Annotated in this window: 25 protein-coding genes; 4 read left to right on the forward strand and 21 right to left on the reverse strand. The window is 42.4% G+C overall.

The genetic code is table 11. From position 1 onward, the window contains the following. Window positions 1-14: 14 nt before the first annotated feature. The 4 genes from ACX1N5_RS14330 to rpe form a co-directional block, all read right to left on the reverse strand. Window positions 15-791: a copper resistance protein B gene (locus ACX1N5_RS14330; RefSeq protein ID WP_458803183.1), complete on the reverse strand. Its 777-nt coding sequence runs from the start codon at window positions 789-791 to the stop codon at window positions 15-17. Next, window positions 778-2781 (reverse strand): multicopper oxidase domain-containing protein, encoded by a 2004-nt coding sequence (locus ACX1N5_RS14335; RefSeq protein ID WP_458803181.1) that lies wholly within the window; start codon window positions 2779-2781, stop codon window positions 778-780. The genes ACX1N5_RS14330 and ACX1N5_RS14335 overlap by 14 nt, the downstream gene beginning before the upstream one ends. 43 nt (window positions 2782-2824) lie before the next feature. Continuing rightward, window positions 2825-3226 carry a hypothetical protein gene (locus ACX1N5_RS14340; RefSeq protein ID WP_458803179.1) on the reverse strand — a complete coding sequence of 134 codons (402 nt, stop codon included), beginning with the start codon at window positions 3224-3226 and terminating at the stop codon, window positions 2825-2827. 140 nt (window positions 3227-3366) lie between these two features. Beyond that, a complete protein-coding gene (gene rpe, locus ACX1N5_RS14345; RefSeq protein ID WP_458803177.1) occupies window positions 3367-4053 on the reverse strand; it encodes a ribulose-phosphate 3-epimerase in 687 nt (228 codons plus the stop codon). 163 nt (window positions 4054-4216) lie between these two features. Here rpe and ACX1N5_RS14350 point away from each other — a divergent pair, with 163 nt between their 5' ends. Beyond that, window positions 4217-4501 (forward strand): DUF2218 domain-containing protein, encoded by a 285-nt coding sequence (locus ACX1N5_RS14350; RefSeq protein WP_458803175.1) that lies wholly within the window; start codon window positions 4217-4219, stop codon window positions 4499-4501. A 46-nt stretch (window positions 4502-4547) separates the two neighbouring features. On the opposite strand, the gene fghA is transcribed toward ACX1N5_RS14350, so the two are convergent. From fghA to ACX1N5_RS14385, 7 genes are all read right to left on the reverse strand, one after another. Next, entirely contained in the window at window positions 4548-5384 is an 837-nt protein-coding gene (fghA, locus tag ACX1N5_RS14355) for an S-formylglutathione hydrolase (protein ID WP_458803173.1), read from the reverse strand. 15 nt (window positions 5385-5399) lie between these two features. Continuing rightward, complete coding sequence (locus tag ACX1N5_RS14360) at window positions 5400-6821, reverse strand: C13 family peptidase (RefSeq protein ID WP_458803171.1); 1422 nt, start codon at window positions 6819-6821, stop codon at window positions 5400-5402. 130 nt (window positions 6822-6951) lie between these two features. Then, a complete protein-coding gene (locus ACX1N5_RS14365) occupies window positions 6952-7752 on the reverse strand; it encodes a class I SAM-dependent methyltransferase (RefSeq protein WP_458803169.1) in 801 nt (266 codons plus the stop codon). After that, window positions 7752-8573, reverse strand: a complete 822-nt coding sequence (locus tag ACX1N5_RS14370; RefSeq protein ID WP_116731415.1) for an undecaprenyl-diphosphate phosphatase — start codon at window positions 8571-8573, stop codon at window positions 7752-7754. Before ACX1N5_RS14370 ends, ACX1N5_RS14365 begins: the two co-directional genes overlap by 1 nt. 12 nt (window positions 8574-8585) lie before the next feature. Next, a complete protein-coding gene (tsaB, locus tag ACX1N5_RS14375; protein ID WP_004750566.1) occupies window positions 8586-9251 on the reverse strand; it encodes a tRNA (adenosine(37)-N6)-threonylcarbamoyltransferase complex dimerization subunit type 1 TsaB in 666 nt (221 codons plus the stop codon). A 126-nt stretch (window positions 9252-9377) separates the two neighbouring features. Beyond that, on the reverse strand, window positions 9378-9917 hold the full coding sequence (locus tag ACX1N5_RS14380; protein WP_458803166.1) for a gamma carbonic anhydrase family protein: 540 nt from the start codon (window positions 9915-9917) through the stop codon (window positions 9378-9380). 37 nt (window positions 9918-9954) lie between these two features. Further along, on the reverse strand, window positions 9955-10572 hold the full coding sequence (locus ACX1N5_RS14385) for a CoA pyrophosphatase (RefSeq protein ID WP_458803164.1): 618 nt from the start codon (window positions 10570-10572) through the stop codon (window positions 9955-9957). Window positions 10573-10679: 107 nt separating this feature from the next. Between ACX1N5_RS14385 and ACX1N5_RS14390 the strand changes: the two genes are divergently transcribed. Both ACX1N5_RS14390 and ACX1N5_RS14395 read left to right on the forward strand, forming a co-directional pair. Beyond that, a complete protein-coding gene (locus ACX1N5_RS14390) occupies window positions 10680-11228 on the forward strand; it encodes an NUDIX hydrolase (RefSeq protein ID WP_004750561.1) in 549 nt (182 codons plus the stop codon). A gap of 96 nt (window positions 11229-11324) precedes the next feature. Then, window positions 11325-12677: an anthranilate synthase component I family protein gene (locus tag ACX1N5_RS14395; RefSeq protein ID WP_458803162.1), complete on the forward strand. Its 1353-nt coding sequence runs from the start codon at window positions 11325-11327 to the stop codon at window positions 12675-12677. A 57-nt stretch (window positions 12678-12734) separates the two neighbouring features. Here ACX1N5_RS14395 and ACX1N5_RS14400 read toward each other — a convergent pair whose 3' ends face one another. The 8 genes from ACX1N5_RS14400 to ACX1N5_RS14435 all read right to left on the reverse strand — a co-directional run bounded on the left by ACX1N5_RS14400 (window position 12735) and on the right by ACX1N5_RS14435 (window position 20274). Then, window positions 12735-13208 carry a surface-adhesin E family protein gene (locus tag ACX1N5_RS14400; RefSeq protein ID WP_458803161.1) on the reverse strand — a complete coding sequence of 158 codons (474 nt, stop codon included), beginning with the start codon at window positions 13206-13208 and terminating at the stop codon, window positions 12735-12737. Window positions 13209-13282: 74 nt separating this feature from the next. Continuing rightward, window positions 13283-14368, reverse strand: a complete 1086-nt coding sequence (hisC, locus tag ACX1N5_RS14405; RefSeq protein ID WP_131381466.1) for a histidinol-phosphate transaminase — start codon at window positions 14366-14368, stop codon at window positions 13283-13285. A gap of 53 nt (window positions 14369-14421) precedes the next feature. After that, window positions 14422-15729 (reverse strand): histidinol dehydrogenase, encoded by a 1308-nt coding sequence (gene hisD, locus ACX1N5_RS14410; RefSeq protein WP_458803158.1) that lies wholly within the window; start codon window positions 15727-15729, stop codon window positions 14422-14424. A gap of 232 nt (window positions 15730-15961) precedes the next feature. After that, window positions 15962-16657, reverse strand: coding sequence for an ATP phosphoribosyltransferase (gene hisG / locus ACX1N5_RS14415; RefSeq protein WP_131381468.1), 696 nt, complete (start codon window positions 16655-16657; stop codon window positions 15962-15964). A 3-nt stretch (window positions 16658-16660) separates the two neighbouring features. After that, window positions 16661-17920 carry a UDP-N-acetylglucosamine 1-carboxyvinyltransferase gene (murA, locus tag ACX1N5_RS14420; protein ID WP_131381469.1) on the reverse strand — a complete coding sequence of 420 codons (1260 nt, stop codon included), beginning with the start codon at window positions 17918-17920 and terminating at the stop codon, window positions 16661-16663. 6 nt (window positions 17921-17926) lie between these two features. Beyond that, a complete protein-coding gene (ibaG, locus tag ACX1N5_RS14425; RefSeq protein ID WP_004750547.1) occupies window positions 17927-18178 on the reverse strand; it encodes a BolA family iron metabolism protein IbaG in 252 nt (83 codons plus the stop codon). A 139-nt stretch (window positions 18179-18317) separates the two neighbouring features. After that, on the reverse strand, window positions 18318-18656 hold the full coding sequence (gene hpf / locus ACX1N5_RS14430; protein WP_131381470.1) for a ribosome hibernation-promoting factor, HPF/YfiA family: 339 nt from the start codon (window positions 18654-18656) through the stop codon (window positions 18318-18320). A 160-nt stretch (window positions 18657-18816) separates the two neighbouring features. Next, a complete protein-coding gene (locus tag ACX1N5_RS14435; RefSeq protein ID WP_131381471.1) occupies window positions 18817-20274 on the reverse strand; it encodes an RNA polymerase factor sigma-54 in 1458 nt (485 codons plus the stop codon). Window positions 20275-20569: 295 nt separating this feature from the next. Here ACX1N5_RS14435 and ACX1N5_RS14440 point away from each other — a divergent pair, with 295 nt between their 5' ends. Beyond that, entirely contained in the window at window positions 20570-21103 is a 534-nt protein-coding gene (locus ACX1N5_RS14440) for a lytic transglycosylase domain-containing protein (RefSeq protein WP_458803206.1), read from the forward strand. Between the two features lie 62 nt (window positions 21104-21165). Here the strand turns inward: ACX1N5_RS14440 and ACX1N5_RS14445 are convergent, their stop codons facing one another. Together ACX1N5_RS14445 and ACX1N5_RS14450 are read right to left on the reverse strand one after the other, a co-directional pair. Next, window positions 21166-21477, reverse strand: coding sequence for an ankyrin repeat domain-containing protein (locus ACX1N5_RS14445; protein ID WP_131381473.1), 312 nt, complete (start codon window positions 21475-21477; stop codon window positions 21166-21168). Window positions 21478-21590: 113 nt separating this feature from the next. Continuing rightward, the gene (locus ACX1N5_RS14450) at window positions 21591-22013 is read right to left on the reverse strand and encodes a cupin domain-containing protein (RefSeq protein ID WP_458803154.1); all 423 of its coding nucleotides are present in this window, start codon (window positions 22011-22013) and stop codon (window positions 21591-21593) included. Between the last annotated feature and the right edge of the window lie 181 nt (window positions 22014-22194).

Consider the following 22194-nt stretch of genomic DNA (forward strand, 5'->3'; position numbering starts at 1 on the left):
CACCCCGAAAAGATTTAAAATTTCAACAATACCCCGAGTGCATAAACAACACCATACTCATTTGGGGTGAGCTGCTGCCATGCTGTCGCTTTTTGTCCGAGATCAGATTCATACGCCACTTCAAAAAATGGCATGACGGTTTTATTAATTTCATAGCGGGTTTGTACGCCCACTTCTGCATGACTCAAACCTGTTTTTTGCGCAGCTTTCGAGTCATCTCTCAACAGTACCGTCGCTTTCACAAACGGCTCACTAATGAGTTTTTGCGTCCAAAGCAGGTCGCGCCTGGCTTCTAGCGACATTGAGACATGCTGATGCTCTCCGACATATAAATACGCCTGCGTTTCAAAAAAATACGGCGCCAAACCATGAATACCAACCACAGCATCCAGAGCATGTTTATCTGCAACCAAATTATTGTTTTGCCGATAACGCAGCCCCGCCTGAGCATCCCAAAAGGTGCTGATGTTGCGGCTATACAAGGCCATCACGTTGGCATCGAGCTGTTCAGATTCAGCCTGCTTGCCATCAGCTTTAATAAAGAGTTTGTTGTCATCTGAACCGATCCAGCTTTCCAGTTCAGATTGCCAGCTACCTGCACCATGTCGGTCAACGACCCATTTGTTTTCCAGAGAATTTGCGGCGTAGATTTGACTGCCATGTTCATGCTGCATTTGCATGCTTGAATTGTCAGATGTCGCTGTCATATCCATGTCTGTAGCCGCCCAAAGCGGTTGCCCCGCAAAACCTGCCATTAATAGTACAGAAGGTAAAAACTTAGTGATGTGCATGTGTATTTCCTCCTTGAGCGGGTGTTGGCATAAGCATTTGACTGTCTTGTGGTTTCACTTTTGCCACAACCAATTTGTTCATCATGCCTGCACTCATGTGGTACAGCAAATGGCAATGAATCGCCCACTCACCCAATTCATCGGCGGTCAGAAGCACGCTGATTTTTTGTCCAGGTGGCACAATGATTGTATGTTTGTTCGGTAAATTGGCAAGTGGCTGACCATTTTCAAGCTGGACGAACATACCATGCAAATGCATCGGGTGCGCCATCATGCTGTCATTGACAAATGTAAGTCTGACGCGTTCGCCATATTGCACATGTATCGGGGTTGCCTGATTAAATTTCTTGCCATTCATAGTCCAGATATAACGCTCCATATTGCCTCCCAAGTGCAGCACGATTTCTTGCTGGGCAGATCGGGTATCGGTTTGAGGGAACAGTGGACGCAGATCGGCATAACTTAAGGCTTTTAAACCCGCAGGAGTTGAAGCATTTGCCCAACCTTCTACCACAGTTTTTTCGGATGGAACTGGCATTTGCTGAGCGATCTGACCTTGAACCATATGATCGTCAGACTTCGACATTTGTTGGTGTTGCTCAGTAGTCATGCCCTGCATTTTGGACATATCCATGTCTTGCATATCTGACATTTTGTGCTCTGAAGACATTGAAGTATGATTCATCTGCTGCATCATTTTTTGATGCTGTTCAGCAGTCATACTTTGCATTTTCGACATATCTATGTCTTGCATTGCTGACATTTTGTGTTCTGATGACATTGAAGAATGATTCATTTGCTGCATCATCTGTTGATGCTGCTCAGCAGTCATGCCCTGCATTTTCGACATATCCATGTCTTTCATTGCTGACATATCATGTTGAGTTGAAGATGAATGTTCAGAATCATCATGCATCATGCCCATATCCTGCATATTCAGTAAGGCACGTGGGCGGTGCTGCGGTTCAGGTAGCGGTTGCACAGTAGCATCCTGATTACGTAAGGTCGCCAAAGCAAAACCGCTTCGATCAATTGACTCAGCCTGAATTTGATATTGTGCCTGTTTTGGCTCCACAATCACATCATAGGTTTCACCTGCCCCAAAACGAAACTCATCGACAGCGACAGGTTGTATAGGTTGACCATCGGCACTGACCACTGTCATTTTCAGATTTGGAATGCGTACATCGAAAAATGACATGGCTGAAGCATTGATCATGCGTAAACGAATTTTTTCTCCTGTTTTAAATGTACTGCTCCAGTTCTGCTGTGGTGTTTTACCATTGACCAAGAAATGATAACCCGTGACATCACTCAAATCGGTTTTCAACATGCGCATCTGATTCCACATGCGGCGATCTTGCCATGTGGCTTTTAGCCCTTGTTGTTTGGTTTGCTTCCAGACATCTGCCAGCGTTTCGCGCTGATTTTGATAATAGTCCGATGATCTTTTCAGATGGTTCATGATCTGCTCACTGGAAGATTCATGAAAGTCAGAGAACATGATCACTTCATCACGGTCAGTTTTTTCTGCTGGGGTAATAGGCTGATGGTTTTTCGGGTAAATAATCAATGCCCCATATAAACCATCCTGTTCCTGCCCTGCACTATGTGCGTGATACCAGTAAGTGCCCGTTTGCCGAATCTTAAAGCGATAAACAAAATCGCCATTCGGGGCAATGCCCTGAAAACCGTTAAATCCTGGGACACCATCCATCACGGCTGGCAGCAAAATCCCATGCCAGTGCAATGCAGTTGACTGTTTTTTCAACTGGTTATGCACATAAATTACCGCATCATCCCCATCCTCAAAGGTTAAGGTGGGTGCTGGGAACTGACCATTGACCGTCAGTTTTTTGGTTGGTTTTCCAGTGACATTGATGGTTTGTTCACTGATATTGAGATGATATTCGCGCACAGCCGCAAAAATACTCTGTGGGACAACTAAACATGCTGCAACAATACAAGCATGTAGGGAAAATTTAGACATGACTCGCCCTCTTTAAAAAATGAAAATGATAATTTTTTAAAGTTCAGGCTTTCGGAGGACGCAGAATTTCTTGCCAATATCCAGCTAAATTAGTTAGATGATCTGTCCAATACTGGGTAGTTGCAACATCAGTACTGGACTGCTCGGTCAGAATAGAAGTGGCTTGAGGAAGATCTGCATTAACACTTTGACAGTGCATAATCTGACAGTCAGGGCAATTGAGATGCTGCTGATGCTGTGACGAACTGACCTGATCCTGACAATCATTACTCATCTTCATCGGCATACTCGGTTGATGACAATGTTCAGACATTGTATGTTGCGGCATACTGCTCATGTCTGACTGCATCAACATTTCCCAATGCATACTTTGCACAGATGCGTTGGCAACACCCATCCAGCCGATACATAAAACGATCAGCAAGATAAAACTTTGCGAAAACATAGTTCTGCGCCGATGCTGCATCTCATCACAAATACAATGGAAAATTTAAGTTAAAAGCATAGCTAACTCTGATGCAATATACAAATAAAAAAGCGTTACACCCTGTGGTATAACGCTTTTTAAAGACTTCAAGCAAAAGCTTAAACTTCGACTGAACCCACTTGGCTGAGTTCTGCACGCATCTGGTCAATCACAGCTTTATAGTCAGGCTGACCAAAAATTGCCGAGCCTGCTACGAACATGTCTGCACCTGCTTCAGCAATTTCACGAATATTGGCAGGACCTACACCACCATCGACTTCAAGACGAATGTCACGACCGCTGGCATCAATAATTTTGCGAGCTTCACGCAGTTTTTGTAATGTCATTGGAATGAATTTTTGTCCACCAAAACCTGGGTTAACGCTCATTAACAGGATCTGATCGACTTTATCCAACACATAATCCAGATAATGTAACGGCGTTGCTGGGTTAAATACCAAACCTGCTTTGGCACCGCCTGCTTTAATCAGTTGTAATGAACGGTCAATATGATCGGATGCTTCTGGGTGGAAAGTAATAATGTCAGCGCCTGCTTCCAGAAAATCCCCAATCATACGGTCAACGGGAGATACCATTAAATGCACATCAATCGGTGCTTTAATGCCATATTTTTTCAGCGCCTTACACACCCCTGCACCAAAGGTCAGGTTGGGTACATAGTGGTTGTCCATCACATCAAAATGTACAACATCTGCACCTGCTGCCAAGACATTCTCAACTTCTTCACCAAGACGGACAAAATCAGCAGATAAAATCGAAGGTGCAATCAGAAAGGGCTTGGACATAAATCTAACCTAGCAAAATTTTAAAATCTGCGCGCAGTATACCAAAATCCGAAGCGACGCAGGCAACGAAGCAGCATAACGCAACGCATTGTTCCGATTTGATTCTCTTTTTTCAAATTTATGTCTGTTAGACTGCAAAACACAACAACAAGGAATTTGATCTATGCATAGTCAGACACAACTGGCAACCACCGAAGCTGCCCGTATTGCAAAACGCCTGTTTAACCACTGGAAACACAAATTTGAGGTGGCAGAAACCGAACAACATTTTCAAATTCTCATACCGACTGCGACCGTAACTCTCACTCCACAAGACAATACACTGGATGTCGGCATTCAAAGTCAGCTTGCAACAGCAGAACAAACTCGTCTTGAAATTGTCGTAATTGATCACTTAAATCGCATGGCACAGCAAGAATTTCAAGCGACTTGGCAGCAACAGGCTTAAACGAAAAAAGGATCACAACTGTGATCCTTTTTTATACTGCATAATTTTACTGGGTCAGCTCCGCAGCATGAAACTGCAAATGGTCATCGATAAAGCTTTGAATAAAATAATAACCATGATCATAGTGCTGATGTTGGCGCAGCGTCAGTTTTTGCCCCACCTCAGCACAAGCTTGCTGTAACAACTGTGGATTGAGTTGATGATAAAACTGATCTGCCAAACCTTGATCGACTAAAACTTCACTAAACAGTGCGCCTTTGCCGTAAACCAGAGCAACGGCATCATGCGCCAGCCATGTATCACGTGCTTCCCCCAAATAATGAGTAAAAGCTTTTTCACCCCACGGACACTGGCTCGGTGCGCAAATCGGGGCAAATGCTGAGACTGACTTGAATTTTTCAGGATATTTCCATGCCAAGGTCAATGCGCCATGCCCACCCATCGAATGCCCCATAATTCCAATGCGGCCATGCTGAATCGGGAAATGAGTTTGTACGGCGTTATATAGCTCATCGACAATATAACTTTCCATACGGTAATGTTCCGCCCACGGCGCTTGTGTGGCATTGATATAAAAGCCTGCACCCTGACCCAGATCCCAAGAATCACCCTGCGCAACTGACTCTCCACGCGGCGAAGTATCAGGCATCACCAAAATCAAACCCAACTGTGCAGCAAAACGCTGGGCGTGAGCTTTAATCGCAAAAGTTTCTTCAGTACAAGTCAAACCTGCCAAATAAAATACTGCGGGACATGCTTCACCTAACAGTGCTTGTTCAGGCAAATAAATTGAAAATTTGGCGTCATTTTGTAATTGATCTGAATGCCATTGATACGTGCGCTGTTCCCCATCAAAACAGAAATTTTTTTGTATTTGCTGCATAACTACGGCTCCTGATTATGGTGATGCTGTTGTTGGCAACATGGCTGGATTATTGGCAGGTAAATTATTGGGGCTTGGAAATAAATGTTTTTCAAGTTGTGGCAGCATGAGCTCCATATTTTTACCGAGTGACCACTGTGGTTCAGATGATTCAAAACCTTGAGCCGTTTCCCATCGTGACACCGTTGCTTTAGCATCGCCAAAAGCATCTTTTAGAGAGCTTTTTTCACGCATTGCCTGATCAAAGAACGCCCGGCCAAAATAAGTATAATCAGCTTCATTGTTACAACCAAACGATGAACGATCTGCTGCAGAAGCGGTAACCACCAAGGTATTGTCCGATTGCAGGGCTGGCACAAAGCTGCCCGAATAACAGGATGAGACCACAATGACGCGCCAGCGAATACCCGACTTGTCGAGCGCCTCACGTAACCATTTCGGGTCAATCTGTTTGAGGTCAATCGGAGCATTTTCCAATTCAAAATGGTTTGGCTCACCATGCGATGCCATATATAAAAACAGCACATCGCTTTCTTTATTCATCTGCTGACCAATACGGTTCAACGCCTGTTGAATACTGGTACGCGATGCAATCGGTAATGTGGTTCGAGTGTTAGGATCATTGACCAGTTCCACTGAACGCCCAAAAGTTCCAAAGCGGGTATCAAACTGCGATTTAATTCGTTGAATCTCCGAACTAAACACCGAGTCATAACTGTCGCCTGCAACCCCTAAAAAGTACCAGTGCGTTTGTGAGAAATCCCCAAACTGCACTTGCTCCAGAGCTTTGTTGAGCAAATTTCCTTGGGCATATAAAGCATCTTCTGAAAGTGTCGGTTGCACATCATCCACTTTCCAGATCGGTTGCTCTTTAACCGACATTTGCCATACCACAAGCGTACAAATGGTAGCGAACATGATTAAACCACGCTCCCACCACGGCCATTTCAACTGACGAGAAAAAACCCAGATGACCGCCAGACTCTGCCATACAAACAAAATCAAGAACAAGTTTGGCAAAGTGTTATAAATGCGGTCAGGTAAAAAATCCAAGTAACCCTGATCACCCAGATATTGTAGAAAACACTGAATCAGCAAAATACTGGCATCAAGTACTAACCACAACAAAGCTGGCACCAACATCAAGCGTGGATTATTGGTACGTTGTGACAGGAAAATTCCAACAATCAGGGCAATAAACGGCCAAAGCGCATAACTGACCAAACCTTGCGAATTAAAATGCCCAGCCTGTCCTGCCACCATCCAGCTAAACAGCGTATTGACCGCAGCCGCAATTGCGCCCCAAAAAATCAACTGAAAAATGGAAGGATGAACAATTTCTAAAGAACGGCGAGAACCGAGGAACAACCATAAACCAGCGATTTGGTTACTTTTAAGATCATGCCAAAAGTTGATGGAAGGTTTCAGGTCTATCATAAAATTCTGCTGGTCAGCGGTGGATTTATTTATGCACCCCTTAGTTTATGCCTGCATTTTTTTTTATCAATGTGATTTTGAATGAATTAACAAAACTTTGCTATTTTCTAAACTGTTGGTCATCAACACATTAAGGACGAAAATAACCGTCAAAACGACAGGCATCGCCAAGCCACTGGTGCTGAGGAACTTGGTTATCTAAATATACGGCATGACGTGGGCGTTTGACGATGACTCTTTGTGCCAGTTGTCGTGCCAGTGCCAACAAGTTTTCACCCAAATCCATTTCACCATCTTCAGGCAACAGCAAGTGCAACAATTGCATTTGTTTTTTGACTTGTGCCTGTTTTTTAAGAGCTTGCTGGTTTTGGTCTCGCTGAGGAAACATTGGATCCAGATAAATCACATCAACCTGTTGCCCTGCCTGAATCTGCTGTTCAAGGTACTGGGCAGAATCAGCATGGATCAGTTGAATATTGGCAACCACTGGTGCTAAAAAGGCATCCTGTTGTGCGGCTTGATGTGCAGCTTCAAGTAAGCTATATAAAATCGGATGACGTTCAATCAGGGTGATTTTTGCCCCGAGTCTCGCCATGAGCAAACTGTCATGCCCTAAACCTGCGGTCGCATCAATCAGATTTGGCTGTTCATTGACCTGACAGGCGCGCGCCAGCATTTCTGATTTCATACCGGCACGTTTTAAACGTGGAATTTCAGCTTGCCAGTCAGGCTGCATTTTCATGCCATTCGCGGCAAGACTTAAACCGTCCTGATCGAGAATTAGCGCCAATTCAAGGTGTAAACGTAAAAACTTGGCATTAATTTTTTCTACTGCCTGCCCCGTCAGCTCAACCTGTAATTCGGCTAAACGTGTTTGAAGCACAATAAATTGCGCTTCAAATTCAGGGCTATACCAACAATCAAACTGCATTACCAATGTACCCAGCCTGTGCCCCAGGTCAGTAAAATAAATAAACCAAAAATAATACGATAATAGGCAAAGGCACTAAAGTCATGCTTAGACACATAACGGATCAAGGCACGAATCACCACAAGCGCTGAAATAAAGGCAACGACAATCCCCACGCCTAAAACTTCCATGTCTTGGGTATGTAGCTCATGACGCATTTTGTACATGTCGAGTAGACCTGCCCCCATGAGTACAGGAATCCCCAAGAAGAAAGAAAACTCGGCAGCAGCTTTACGTGATACGCCCATAAATAGCGAACCAATAATGGTCGAGCCTGAACGTGAAGTTCCTGGAATCAACGCCAAACATTGAATCAAACCAATAAATACGGCTTGCTTAAAGCTGATATCATCAACCTCTTGACAAGCAATAATATGTTGACGGCGTTCAGCCCATAAAATAATAAGGCCACCCACGATCAGTGCTAATGCTACCGTCACGGCATTAAATAAATACGCTTTAACTGTTTCACCAATCGTCAAGCCAATCAGCATAATCGGGATCGTCGCCACAATGAGGTTAAAGGTTAAACGGCGACCTTCAGGGTCTCCTGTCAGTGCACCAATCAACGCCCCCCACAACTTACCCCAATATTGATAAATGACCGCAGCAATCGCCCCAATCTGTACTGAGACTGCAAACATCTCACGTTTTTCTAGGGTCCAGAAGTCAAGCAACTGCCCTGTCAGAATCAAATGTCCAGTACTGGAAATGGGCAGGAATTCGGTAATCCCCTCAACCAAGCCCATAATTGCAGCTTTTAAAAGCAGTATAAGATCCATGTTTTGTCCTAGTTAAGGTTTACCTTGCTCTGGGATTTTTTTCCAGGCATTGTCACGTAAATACACAGGCAGTGCATACTCGGCGCTCACCCAGTGTTGTTGTTGTGCTTGAGGTATGGCGATGGTGGCGATATCTTGTGCGTTTGGGCAAAGTGTATTGTATTGGCTTGATGCAACATCTAAAAGATGACTACCTGAGCCAACCAGCGTAAAACGCTGAGCTTGAACAGCAGTTGCATAATCAAGTAACTGTTCTTCATCGACAGCTTGCATAATGTTGTCTGCATCCAGTTGAAAACTGGCAATGTAGACTTCTTTCATGCGTGCATCTAAAACCGCAGTCACCTCACGCAGCCCATGTATCCGATAAGCTGCCTGAGCCAAAGCTTGCAAAGTCGATACAGCAATGACAGGAAGATCATTTGCCCATGCCAGCGCTTGTGTCACTGCTGCATTAATTCGCACACCGCTAAATGAGCCTGGCCCACGACTAAATGCAATCACATCGAGTTGTGACGTTGTTAAGCCCTGTTGACTCAAACCTTGTTCAATCATCGGGAGCAAAGTTTGCGTTTGTGCTTTGGCTTGTTCATTCAGTGCAAAAAAAACAGAATGTGAATCTTCGACCAGACAAACTGAACAGTGTTCATTTGCTGTTTCGAGTGCTAGCAGTTTCATGCATGCCCTACATTACAAAATACAAAACGCACGTATGATACTCTAGTCGTCCATACTTCGCGAATATAAAAATACCCAGTACAAACTTAGCATTGTTTTATGATTTGCAGCTTAAGCCTGCTTTATTTAATCCTGATGAAACCAATACGGCTCCAAGTTCAAATACTTTTTAAAATGTTCAGCATAATGCAAAGCGCTTTGTTTGAGTTTTTCTTCGCCTTCGGCATCAACAGTTTTCACCACTTTTCCAGGTGAACCCATGACCAAAGAATTATCAGGAATAACCTTCCCTTCAGGAATTAGGGCATTCGCGCCGATAATACAGTTTTTACCAATCACAGCATGATTCAAAATCACGGCATTTATGCCAATTAAGGTATTGTCACCAATCGTGCAACCATGCAGCATGGCTTTATGCCCAATGGTGACATATTTGCCAATGGTTAAATCAATTCCTGCATCGGTATGCAGCACTGCATTGTCCTGCACATTACTAAAATCACCAATCCGAATGAGACTGTTATCACCCCGAATCACAGCACCAAACCAGATGCTGACCTGACGCCCCAATTCGACCCGCCCGATCACGGTTGCGCTTTCTGCAATCCAGCCATTCCACGGCTGCTGTGTCGTTGTTGGTGTATATCCCTGAAACTTATACATCATAATTCTGATTTCCTTATTGTTGTGACATTGAAATTTGTCACTTTGTCATTTCATGTAAATCGACTGAAAGTGGTGCTGTATTCAGCAAAAATGGCCATTCCTTATCGTACTTTAAACCATATTTGAATAAGCTGACCAGCATCCGTGCGGTGAGCCCCCAAACAATTTCTTGTTCAACATGCATACTCGGAAAATATAAAGTTTGTTGCTGATACTGGACTGCATGCGGCTGGGTGGGTGTTTCCATCAACTCTTGCAGCGAGACAAAGAAAATTCGATCAATTTCAGTAGGCTGTGCCACCAGATCGACCTGCGCAGGAATCAAGCCTACAACAGGTTTGACACTCAAACCGCTTTTGGATTGCAGCATCGGCAAATCACCAATTAACTCAACATCGTAAGGATTTAATGCCGTTTCCTCATGTGCTTCACGCAGTGCAACCGCAATATTGCTACTGTCTTCAGGATCGCGTTTTCCGCCAGGAAAAGACACTTCTCCTGCATGTTGATTCAAATGTTTAGAACGGCGAGTCAGCAGAACTTTAGGATCATCTTCTTTAGTAATGGCAATCAGTACCGCTGCCTGTGCAGGCTCTACATGTCGGGCAAACCGTAACTGTTTCTGTAAATGATCAATCAATGTTTTTGTACTCATGTCATCACCTATTTTTTGCTGTTCCCTGTTCAACGCTCATGCAAATGATGCGAAAGCTCAATTTTTCAGTTATGCTGAACCATCTCTTTTTTCACCGATCATTCATTATGAACTGCTGCGTAAAATGTGGACACCCTACAGCCGACCAAATCCCTTTGGGCGATAGTAAATTTCGTCAAGTCTGTACACATTGTGGCAATATTCATTATGAAAACCCAAAGGTTATTTGTGGTGCTTTAGTGACTTGGCAGGATAAAGTCTTACTATGTCGCCGTGCGATTGAACCACGTTATGGTTTGTGGACATTGCCCGCAGGTTACATGGAGCTGTTTGAAACCATGGAACAAGGTGCTGCACGCGAAACCCTTGAAGAAGCTGAAGCCGAAATTGATATTGAAAAACTGTACTGTATGTACAACATTCCCCGTATCGGGCAAATTTATGTGCTGTTCAAAGCCTCGCTAAAAGATGGGAAATTTGGTGCAGGGCCTGAAACCATCGAATGTCGCCTGTTTGCTGAAAATGAGATTCCATGGGACGATTTAGCCTTCCCAAGCGTACAACACACCTTGCAGCATTATTTTGCTGATCGTAAATCTGACCAGTTTCCAATGCATATGGAAACCATTGGTACACGGATTGACGAAACAGGCTAAAACTCAATACCTCATCATGCCTAGTCCCGACTAGGCATTGATTATCTGCGTTAATTGCTTCACTATTTGCCTTTCTTTTTTGCAACCTATTGTTATATGTCCAGTTGCTATTCCCTGCAAAAAGCACTATCACAATTTGACTTTTCCACAGCCGATCTATTGCTGCGTTTACAACAGCTCACAGGTTTGATTTATCTCAATGATGATGATCATCCTGTGATTGCGTTTTTACCGCAACAGTACCAGTTGATTCAACATCAACACACCCAGCATTTTGTGCGTGATGCACAATTTGGTTATGAAGCTCAAGCGCAACATTTGTCACTTGAAGACTGGATTCATTGTCAGTCCAATCCAGCACAGTCAACTGCAACCCAGTTTCAAGGGGGATGGATGGGTTTTGTCGGTTACGACTACGCAGCTCGTCAGGATGTTGAAGCCCCCTTACATGCCCAGCCTGCATTGTATTTAGGGCAATATTTATCGTTTCTGAAACATGAACATGCACAAGGTTGGGTGTTTTATAGCTTAGAAAGCCCTGAAATCGCTGAGCAAATTTTTCAAAAAATACAAGATCTGCTTCATCTCGAAGCGCCAAAAACTACATTCCAATTAACCCAAACTTGTCAGGCACGCTGGTCAAAAACTGAGTATATTCAGGCTTTCAATCACATCATTGATTATATTCGTGCGGGCGACTGTTATCAGATTAATCTGACCCAGCAATTTATTGGACAGGCACAAGGTTTACTGCTTAAAACTGCTGAGCAGTTCTGGCAACTGACCAATGCCCCTTATGCAGGGTATTTAAAAATTGGCGAATTTGAATTGCTCAGTTGTTCGCCTGAGCTGTTTATTGATTTTCAGGCACAGCAGCAGATTATCACGCGCCCGATTAAAGGCACCATGCCTCGTTATACTGACCCTATGCTAGATGCTGAGTCAAAACAGCGCTTGAGCCAGTCCGAAAAAGATCAGGCTGAAAATCTGATGATTGTGGATTTGCTGCGTAACGACCTGAGTGTCTATGCTGAAATTGGTACAGTCAAAACCAATAAACTGTTTGAAATTGAAAGCTTTGAACAAGTGCATCATATGGTCAGCGAGATTCAGGCAAATTTGAAATCTGAAATTCAACCTATGCAAATGCTGCTTAAAGCCTCTCCAGGTGGTTCAATTACAGGCGCACCGAAAATCCGTGCCATGCAAATTATTGCCGAACTGGAACAGCAACCACGTGGCGCCTATTGTGGTTCGTTGGGTTACTTTAACCAAGATGGTACGGGACGCTGGAATATTCTGATTCGTTCAGTACAGAAGTATCAGCAGGAAGTGTCGATGTGGGCAGGTGGTGGCATTACCATTGCCTCTCAAGCAGAGGCGGAATATCAGGAATGTTTTGACAAAATTTCTGCGATGCTGAATTTACTCAATACGTGGCAGACTTGAAGCTTAATTTTACAATGAGAATAACAAGGCTTTTCTCATTGTAAAAATCTTGAATGTCTAGCGACAAACGATATCAAAAGCTTCTTGATAATAAGGTGTGATATAAGAGCCTTGCGTCCCGTATCTCTTGAGATGTGCTAAGGTCTTAAACTCAAGGATGTCATAGCTATAATGCGTTTCACCTGTATCACCATTTATATATTTCGCATTATTAAAACCTGAGATAAATGCAGTATTAGAAGTTAAGCCTTGATATAATTCACCTTTATAATCAACAATTTCTCTCTTTTTACAATTAAAAAGATGATACTTGATTGCCGACTGATACGGTGTTTCTGAATCAAATTTTACAGGTTTCGAAAATTTCTCATAAATCACAGCTTGTTTGAGCGAGCTATTTATTCTTTTAATTGAATTCTTATCAAGGTAATGCTTACCCACATTGGTTTGCCCAATTAAAATTAAATCAGGGGTATAAGCAGCTGAGTATGAACAATATAAAAGACTAAATAAACAAAGGATTTTTTTCATCAATTTTCTCATTATTTTTATTAAACAGATCAACTCGCAGCCGAAACTGCGAGTTTTTTTATTTTAAAAACAGCTTATAAAATCTGATTTTTCAAGGTATCGACCAGACGCTGATTTTGCTCAGTCGTGCCAACCGTAATACGCAAGTATTGGTTAATACGTGGTTTATTGAAGTAACGCACGATAATACCTTGCGCTCGTAACTCAGCCGCCAACTCGCCTGCATCACGCTCAGGATGTGTTGCAAAAATAAAGTTGGCTTTCGATGGCAATACCTTAAAACCAACGCTGGTCAAATCTGCCACCAACTGCTCACGGCAATCAATCACTTTTTGGCAATGCTCGGCAAAATAAGCCTGATCTTCAAACGATGCAACCGCTGCAGCAATCGCAAAACGGTCAATCGGATACGAGTTAAAGCTGTTTTTAACTGCTTCGAGTGCCGCAATCAGATGTGGTTGTGCAATCGCAAACCCAACCCGCAAGCCTGCAAGAGAACGGGACTTCGAGGTTGTTTGACACACCACCAGATTTTCGTATTTGTTGACCAATGCCACCGCAGATTCTGCACCAAAGTCCACATAAGCTTCGTCAATCACCACAACACGGTCAGGATTGCCTTGTAACAACTGTTCGATTTTGTCGAGTGATAAGGCAATACTGGTCGGTGCATTTGGGTTGGCAACAATAATGCCGCCATTTGGCTGCTGATAATCAGCAACGTCCACTTCAAACTGCTCATTTAATGGCACAGTTTTCGTGTTTATACCAAAGAACTGGCTATATACAGGATAGAAACTATAAGAAATATCAGGCGATAAAATTGGCTGATCTTGCAGGAAAAACGCCTTAAAAATATGCGCCAAAACTTCATCTGAACCATTACCCACAAAAACCTGTGAGACATCGACATGCTGCTGTGTTGCAATAGCTTGCTTTAAAGCACTTGCATCAGGGTCTGGGTACAAACGTAACGCATCCGCCCCGTCTGCCAACACCGCTTGTACTGCTGCCACAACTTTTGGTGATGGTGGATATGGGTTTTCATTGGTATTCAGTTTGAGTAAATTTTGAATTTTTGGCTGTTCGCCTGGTATATAAGGCTCAAGCTCGCGAACTTCTGGGCTCCAGAAGCGCATTTGCTGATTTGAAATATTCATAGTGCAATCTCAAAAAAGGGCTGAAAAAACAGCCCCTAAATCTATATCAATAATTAAGCAGGCTGATAACGGTAACGTGCAGAACGTGCATGCGCATCCAGATTTTCTTCTTGCGCCAAAATGTCTGCAGTTTTCGCCAGTGTTTTTACACCCTGCTCAGAACACATAATCAAGCTTGAGCGTTTTTGGAAATCATAAACACCCAGTGGTGATGAGAAACGGGCTGTACCTGAAGTTGGCAAAACGTGGTTTGGCCCTGCACAGTAATCCCCAATCGCTTCAGGCGTAAAACGTCCCATAAAGATCGCGCCTGCATGACGAATGTCTTGGCTCATGGCTTCTGCATCATCTAAACACAATTCTAAATGCTCAGGCGCAACCTGATTAATTAGCTCAATCGCTTCTGCGCGGTCTTTGACCAACACCAATGCACCACGATTGGCAATTGAAGTACGGGCAATCTCTGCCTTTGGCAACGCAGCCAAATGTTCTTCAATCGCTTGTTCCACTTCATTCAAGAAATCTTCATCTGGCGTGATCAAAATCGCTTGAGCCACGGTGTCATGTTCTGCCTGTGACAACACATCCATCGCGATCCATTTGGCATCGTTCTGACCTTCGGCATACACCAAAATTTCAGACGGCCCTGCAATCATGTCAATACCAACCTGACCAAACACCGCACGTTTTGCTGCTGCCACGAAACGGTTACCTGGTCCTGTGATCTTGTCTACACGAGGAATGGTTTCTGTACCATATGCCAATGCCGCAACTGCTTGTGCACCACCAATGGTAAACACGCGATGTACCCCTGCCAAATACGCAGCCGCCAGAACCAATGGATTTAATTCACCATTCGGTGCAGGCACAACCATGATAATTTCAGGTACACCCGCAACATGTGCAGGCACGGCATTCATGAGCACTGACGATGGATAAGATGCCAAACCACCTGGCACATAAATCCCGACACGGTCTAATGGAGTAACTTTCTGCCCTAAGGTATTACCCAGATCATCGATATAGCTCCAGCCATCTTGCTTTTGTGCCTGATGAAAAGAACGAATACGGTTGGCAGCCAGCTCCAGCGCTTCACGCACTTCTGCGTTTAAACCCTCAAATGCAGCTTTAAGCTGAGCTTGAGACAATTCAAGATCTGAAAATTGATGCGCTGGATGTCGATCGAACTGCTGAGTTAATTTAAGTACATGTGCATCGCCATGTTGGCGCACATCGGCAATAATCTGGTCTACAGTTTTGAGCAGTTCTGGATCATTGACTGTTTCAAAAGCCAATAAATTAGCGAAGGCTTGCTTGAAGTCCTGCGCTTGAGTCGATAAACGTCGCATCAATTTACCCACAAGGTGTTTAAACAAAAATGAGGTTTTAGTTTACCCTGTTTCAGCTGACTTGTGGATAACATCTCGACATCTATCACAAAAGCTTGATGGAAAATTACTTTTATGAAGATAGATAAAAATAGAGTGCGATAAAAATTCGTTCAATGACAAGAAACTTCACGTTCTCAGATTCATATTATTTTGAGCATAAAAAAAACCGCCAAAATTTGACGGTTTTTTCATTCGCAAGCAATTACTTTTGCTTTTGACGCTCATTCACAGCAATTTCAAGCTGCGAAATAATCGGATTCAACAAGACTTGTTTGCGTTTAAAGCTGGCTTTGTTAACGATCAAGCGAGAAGAGACTTTACAGATTTCTTCAAGTGGTTCTAAACCATTGGCACGCAAAGTGTTTCCAGTATCCACCACGTCAACAATATAATCACCCAAGCCGACCAATGGTGCTAATTCCATAGAACCATACAGTTTGATCACGTCGACTTGCTCGCCCAAGCTTGCATAGTATTGACGGGTCAAATTGACATATTTGGTGGCAATCTTGAGGCGACCTTGCGGGTGAACCATCCCCACTTTGGCAGCAGTCATTAAACGGCAATTGGCAATTTTCAAGTCCAATGGCTCATAGACATTTTGAGCACCATGTTCCATCAACACGTCTTTACCAGCAACACCCAAATCTGCCGCGCCATTTTCCACATACGTTGGCACATCTGAAGCACGTAAAATCAAAATACGAACTAGTTTATGCGTGGTTGGGAAAATCAATTTGCGTGATTTTTCTGGGTCTTCAAGCAGATTAATGCCTGCAGTTTCCAGTAAAGGTAAAGTCTCTTTTAAAATTCGACCTTTACTGAGTGCTAAAGTTAAACCATGATCAAAATTACCCATGACGTTAAAATTTGGATCATCGTTTCTAAACTCGTTCATTTCTTATCCACTTACTCGTTTAATTTTTGCGCCAATACCTTGCAGTTTCGCTTCAATATGCTCATAACCACGATCAATATGATAAATACGATCAATCAGGGTTTCACCTTCTGCGGCAAGCGCTGCCAACACCAGTGAAAATGACGCACGTAAATCAGTTGCCATTACAGGTGCAGCCGAAAGTTTCTCAACCCCTGTCACCACCGCATCATTGCCTTCCACCTGAATATTAGCCCCCATACGTGACAATTCAGGAACATGCATAAAGCGGTTTTCAAAAATAGTTTCTGAAATCGTCGCAAAACCACGACCAATTGCATTGACTGCCATGATCTGAGCTTGCATATCAGTTGGGAAATCAGGATGCGGTAAAGTGCGGAAGCTAACAGCTTTAGGGCGTTTACCTTGCATGTCCAACTCGATCCAGTCCTCACCACGAGTCACTTCTGCACCCATTTCCTCAAACTTGTCGAGGACACATTCCAGCAATGCAGGATCAGTATGCGTGGTTCTGACACGCCCACCCGTAATCGCAGCCGCAGCCAAGTATGAACCTGTTTCAATACGGTCAGCCACCACGGCATAGTCACAGCCATGCAAACTCTCAACACCTGTCACAACCAAGGTGTCAGTGTCTAAGCCTTCAATTTTAGCGCCCATTTTAATCAACATGTTGGCTAAATCGGTAATTTCAGGCTCACGTGCAGCATTACGAATAGTCGTTACACCATCAGCTAGTGTAGCAGCCATCAAAATGTTTTCCGTACCGCCGACAGTCACCATATCAAAGATGACTTCACCACCTTTTAAGCGTCCGTCAACTTTGGCATGTACATAACCATTCTCAACTTCGATATGCGCACCCAAAGCTTCAAGTGCTTTTAAATGTTGATCCACAGGACGTGAACCGATGGCACAACCACCCGGTAAAGATACTTTCGCTTCACCATAACGAGCCACCAATGGACCAAGCACCAAAATCGAGGCGCGCATGGTTTTGACCAGATCATACGGTGCAAACTGGTTGTTGAGTGTTGAAGTATCGGCTGTAACTGTATCACCAGCATATTCAATGGCAACACCCAAGCCTGCAATCAGCTTCACTAGTGTATTGACATCGCGTAGGTTTGGCATGTTAGAAATGCGAATCGGTGAATCGGCTAAAATGGTGGCAGCCAATAGCGGTAATGCCGCATTTTTTGCCCCAGAAATCCGCACTTCACCTTCTAGCTTTTGACCACCTTGGATCAGAAATTTATCCATAAATCCTTAAGCTCCAAACAAGCTAGCTTTGCGCCATTCTTCTTTTGTCATTGCGCGAATCGTCACGGCATGCACTTCGCCACTGGCAATGTAATCATTCAATGGTGCATAAACGACTTGTTGACGAGCAACTGGACGTTTACCTTCAAACTGATCATCGACAATACGTAGGTCAAACTTTCCCGCTTGTCCACTCACAACAACTTCCGCATGTGGAAAAGTTGCTTTCAAAATTTCAGTGAGCTGTTCACTATTCATGGTTAAAAGACCTCGTGTAAGACCTACGTTGTAAAAGCTGGTTATTTTACTATATCTAAAAAAAATTATTCATTAGGCAATCGTAAAATTGCCATAAAAAAAGAGGTTTATAAAAAACCTCTTTTCCTTAAGTTAAAAATTAAACTGGAACAATAACTTGTGGAAAAATCGTTTGCATTTTACGATGTTTTTCCAGTTGTTTTTTCATTTTCTCAGTTAATTTCTGAATGGAAGTATACATATCATCGGCACAAGCTTGTGCAAAAAATTCCACACCAGGTAAACGAACAATCGCTTCGGCAATATGATTGGAACTGCCTTTACGAGAACGTTTATCAAGTTGATGATCTCTAGAGAGTTTCACCTGCATACTATTGACCTGATCAAAATGTTTGGTCATCTGGTCAAACTTAGTGCGAATATTTTCTTCTATCGCAGGTGTAATTGTTAAATGATGTCCACGAATTGTTAATTGCATACCACTATCCCTCATTAATGTTCAGGATAAAGATCGTCACGGCTCATGATGAATACAATCTTAGTTCATTTGACTATCATTCGATCATGTTGAGCCACTCCAAGAAAACAAATTCATCATGTTGTCATAATGAATCTTTAGAATTAACAAATTCACCTGTTTAAATCAATACTTTTCTGTCAGAAGATGACGGAATGTTCAATGATTCGCGATATTTGGCAACCGTACGCCGTGCCACATCAATTCCATCCTCTTTCAATAAATTAGCAATTGCGTTATCAGACAATGGCTTACGTGGGTTTTCCACCGAAATCATTTTCTTAATCATGGCGCGAATCGCTGTTGAGGAACACTCCCCACCTGCTGTTGTGCCTACATGACTTGAAAAGAAATATTTCAGCTCAAACAAACCGCGCGGCGTCAAAATATACTTATTGGTCGTCACCCGAGATACAGTAGATTCATGTAACTCAACTTCTTCTGCAACATCACGCAGCACCAAAGGCCTCATCGCTTCTGGGCCTTGTTCCAAAAAGGCTTTCTGATGTCTAACAATACAACTTGCTACTTTCAGCAAAGTTTTATGGCGTTCATCAACACTTTTAATAAAATTTTTGGCTTCCAGCATTTGATTGCGCAAATACTGATTGTCAGCACTTTGATCAGCGCGGCGAATCATACTGGAATAAAATGAATTAATGCGTAATTTCGGTATGACATCTGGATTCAACTGAACTTGCCAATGATCCTGTTTTTTCATCACAACCACATCAGGAATCTGATATTCCGACTCCAACAAATCAAAATCACTACCTGGATACGGTTTTAAAGTTTTAACCAAATTAATGGCAGCTTTTAATTGCTCTGCATTTAATCCAGTTTGCTTCATCAGTTTGTTAATGTCATTAGTAACCAGTAATGGATAATACTCAAGCATTTTCAAAGCTTCATAACGTGAAGCCGTCGTTGCCGGAAGATATTCCAACTGGATTTTTAGACACTCTGCCAAGTTACGTGAGCCAATTCCAATCGGATCAAGACGTTGCAAATGCTTTAAAACAACCAGAACTTCTTCATCTTCAATAATGTCATCGTAATCTAGTTCTTTTAATAAATGCTGTGCCGACGCTGTAATTTCTTCAATTTCAGCATCCAGAAAACCTTTTTCATCCAATGAGTCGATAATACAATAGGCAATCAATTGATCAATTTTAGAGAAATGCAATAAATTGACCTGATTAAGCATGTGTTCTTGCAAGCTTAAATGGCTTTGGCGATTATCTTCACGCTCTTCAAATTCTGCTGCACCCAATGCTGTCGATTGATGGGTATAGACCTCATCCCAATCGGTATCAACGGGCAAATCATCAGGTAAATAATCGGCATTTAACTCTTGGGTTAAATCCTTATTTTCATACTCATGCTCTGCCTCACTATTACTATCGGCATCCGCACTCGACAAATCTTCGACTTTTTCAAGTAATGGATTACTTTCTAACTGAATTTGAATTTCTTGTTCTAATTCAAGGCTAGAAAGCTGTAAAAGTCGGATAGCCTGTTGCAATTGTGGCGTGAGCGACAATGAGTTGGCAATTTTTAATCCTACAGACAACTTCATAAAGATTTCTATCCCAAGAGACCCAAGCAATTTTTATGCCGTTCTTATGGTTATAGCATATAGTTAATAAAAAACATACAAGAAAACGTAAATTATACCCGCCTCAAAACAGATAAATATCCACCTTTACCTATTTTAAATAGGTCTACAATACTGAAAATTTCGCGTAAAAGCCCAACAATTTGAATTAATATAAAAGAGTTATCAATGCTTGACCATATAAATTGAAGAAAATTAATATCTTCGTATTCTCAATACACTTAGGATTTAAATTTTGCTTACTCAAGAGAAAAAAATATTTTATTTCAATAACATTTTACCAATAATATTACTTTCAACATTAGTAGGTTGCACCAGTCTTGGACCACATAGTGGCTCGGTTGCTTCTCGCTCTGTACGTCTATCTTCAGGGTTACAAAAAGCCTATACGGTATCGCCATCCAAAGCACAGCGACTTTCTCCAATGATTATTCAAAGTGCCGATCAGTACCAAGTCCCTCCATTACTGGTTGCTGCACTCATTAAGCAAGAATCTAACTACAATAGTGCAGCGCACTCAGCTACAGGTGCAGTTGGCCTCACACAAATTATTCCAAGCTATTGGCAAGAAAAATGTGTGGGAGATTTACACAATGAAGCGACTAATATCCAATGCAGTGCCTATATTTTAAATCACTACCATGAATTATCAGGAAGTTGGTTTAAAGCCACAGCTTATTATAATGTTGGACCAACAGGCTATGAATCCAGTTTTTGGACACGACATAAAGCCAAGAAATATGCACGTCAGGTTAGGCGTCACGAAAAAGAGTTAGAAGCAGCATTATAAATTTCGGACAAAATAGATTTAAGCCCAATCAAGATATTGGGCTTACGTATTTATTAAATGCGTTACAAGGATTTTAAAAATGTGACCACGTCTGTATTTCCAGCCATTTCTGCAAGCTCAAGTGCCGTATATTTAACCCGATGATCGATTCTTGCACCTTTACTGATTAACAATCGGACCACATCTAAATGGTCGTTTTCAGCAGCAGCTTGCAGTGCACTATAACCTTCATCATCGGTCTGATTTGGATCTGAACCATCTAGTAATAATTGTTCAACTTGTTCCATATCACCTAAAGATGACCAATAAACAAGCTCTGGTAAGTGAAGTTCTTCATCATCTTCAGGAATTGGAGTGAAAGAATTGAGTTTCATGATTAAATGACCTAATTTTCTTAAATAATTAAACAGTTGGGTTTAGAGAGCGAATATCGAAGAAAGTTGGCTAGCCATACATAAAGGATGGTACTGTTAAATATATAAATATACTACGAAGCGGGAACAAGACCATAGTGTGCCATCACTGCAAGAATTTGCGTAATGTCTGGCGGTTCACCAGCATTGACTATGCTGGCAACGTCACGAAAATACTGTACGCCAATATCAGGTGTTAGCATAATGAGTACGCGTGCCTTCTCTTCATATGGATTACTAAATCCATGCACGGAACCTTTGGGCGTACACATCACGTCACCTGGATGCAAATCACGTGTAACATCATCTACCGAATAACGTAATATTCCCTCAAGGACGTAGATGCATTCTTCATTATGGATATGGCTATGTGGTGGCGGGACATTCGATCCTGAAGGAACAGTCAATTCAAATAATCCCATCCCCTTATGAACAGATCCATCAATCAGGTATTTAATTTCTAGCTTTCCGATTTTCACTAATTCCGATTGAGTCATTTTCGGCTCCTGAGGAAAGTGCTTAGCTAAATTTATACAGCGTATATGCTATCTATATCACTATTCAGTAAATAAAGTATAACTATTTTGACTTAGTCAATAATTTTATATTTTTATAATTGTCAATACAGGCTATTTTAGTTTGATTATTTCATCTCACGCATAAAAAAGCACCCCCAAC

The organism is Acinetobacter sp. ANC 4636, from assembly GCF_054454555.1.

Excerpts from the sequence above, each read along its gene's own strand:
- murA (WP_131381469.1), bottom strand. The coding sequence starts at position 17,920 with ATGGATAAATTTCTGATCCAAGGTGGTCAAAAGCTAGAAGGTGAAGTG.
- ACX1N5_RS14330 (WP_458803183.1), bottom strand. The coding sequence starts at position 791 with ATGCACATCACTAAGTTTTTACCTTCTGTACTATTAATGGCAGGTTTT.
- tsaB (WP_004750566.1), bottom strand. The coding sequence starts at position 9,251 with ATGAAACTGCTAGCACTCGAAACAGCAAATGAACACTGTTCAGTTTGT.
- ACX1N5_RS14400 (WP_458803161.1), bottom strand. The coding sequence starts at position 13,208 with ATGAAAAAAATCCTTTGTTTATTTAGTCTTTTATATTGTTCATACTCA.
- fghA (WP_458803173.1), bottom strand. The coding sequence starts at position 5,384 with ATGCAGCAAATACAAAAAAATTTCTGTTTTGATGGGGAACAGCGCACG.
- ACX1N5_RS14370 (WP_116731415.1), bottom strand. The coding sequence starts at position 8,573 with ATGGATCTTATACTGCTTTTAAAAGCTGCAATTATGGGCTTGGTTGAG.
- hisC (WP_131381466.1), bottom strand. The coding sequence starts at position 14,368 with ATGAATATTTCAAATCAGCAAATGCGCTTCTGGAGCCCAGAAGTTCGC.
- hisG (WP_131381468.1), bottom strand. The coding sequence starts at position 16,657 with ATGAACGAGTTTAGAAACGATGATCCAAATTTTAACGTCATGGGTAAT.
- hpf (WP_131381470.1), bottom strand. The coding sequence starts at position 18,656 with ATGCAATTAACAATTCGTGGACATCATTTAACAATTACACCTGCGATA.
- ACX1N5_RS14395 (WP_458803162.1), top strand. The coding sequence starts at position 11,325 with ATGTCCAGTTGCTATTCCCTGCAAAAAGCACTATCACAATTTGACTTT.
- rpe (WP_458803177.1), bottom strand. The coding sequence starts at position 4,053 with ATGTCCAAGCCCTTTCTGATTGCACCTTCGATTTTATCTGCTGATTTT.
- ibaG (WP_004750547.1), bottom strand. The coding sequence starts at position 18,178 with ATGAATAGTGAACAGCTCACTGAAATTTTGAAAGCAACTTTTCCACAT.
- ACX1N5_RS14445 (WP_131381473.1), bottom strand. The coding sequence starts at position 21,477 with ATGAAACTCAATTCTTTCACTCCAATTCCTGAAGATGATGAAGAACTT.
- ACX1N5_RS14390 (WP_004750561.1), top strand. The coding sequence starts at position 10,680 with ATGAACTGCTGCGTAAAATGTGGACACCCTACAGCCGACCAAATCCCT.
- ACX1N5_RS14435 (WP_131381471.1), bottom strand. The coding sequence starts at position 20,274 with ATGAAGTTGTCTGTAGGATTAAAAATTGCCAACTCATTGTCGCTCACG.
- ACX1N5_RS14365 (WP_458803169.1), bottom strand. The coding sequence starts at position 7,752 with ATGCAGTTTGATTGTTGGTATAGCCCTGAATTTGAAGCGCAATTTATT.
- ACX1N5_RS14340 (WP_458803179.1), bottom strand. The coding sequence starts at position 3,226 with ATGTTTTCGCAAAGTTTTATCTTGCTGATCGTTTTATGTATCGGCTGG.
- ACX1N5_RS14360 (WP_458803171.1), bottom strand. The coding sequence starts at position 6,821 with ATGATAGACCTGAAACCTTCCATCAACTTTTGGCATGATCTTAAAAGT.
- ACX1N5_RS14380 (WP_458803166.1), bottom strand. The coding sequence starts at position 9,917 with ATGATGTATAAGTTTCAGGGATATACACCAACAACGACACAGCAGCCG.
- ACX1N5_RS14385 (WP_458803164.1), bottom strand. The coding sequence starts at position 10,572 with ATGAGTACAAAAACATTGATTGATCATTTACAGAAACAGTTACGGTTT.
- ACX1N5_RS14350 (WP_458803175.1), top strand. The coding sequence starts at position 4,217 with ATGCATAGTCAGACACAACTGGCAACCACCGAAGCTGCCCGTATTGCA.
- ACX1N5_RS14335 (WP_458803181.1), bottom strand. The coding sequence starts at position 2,781 with ATGTCTAAATTTTCCCTACATGCTTGTATTGTTGCAGCATGTTTAGTT.
- ACX1N5_RS14450 (WP_458803154.1), bottom strand. The coding sequence starts at position 22,013 with ATGACTCAATCGGAATTAGTGAAAATCGGAAAGCTAGAAATTAAATAC.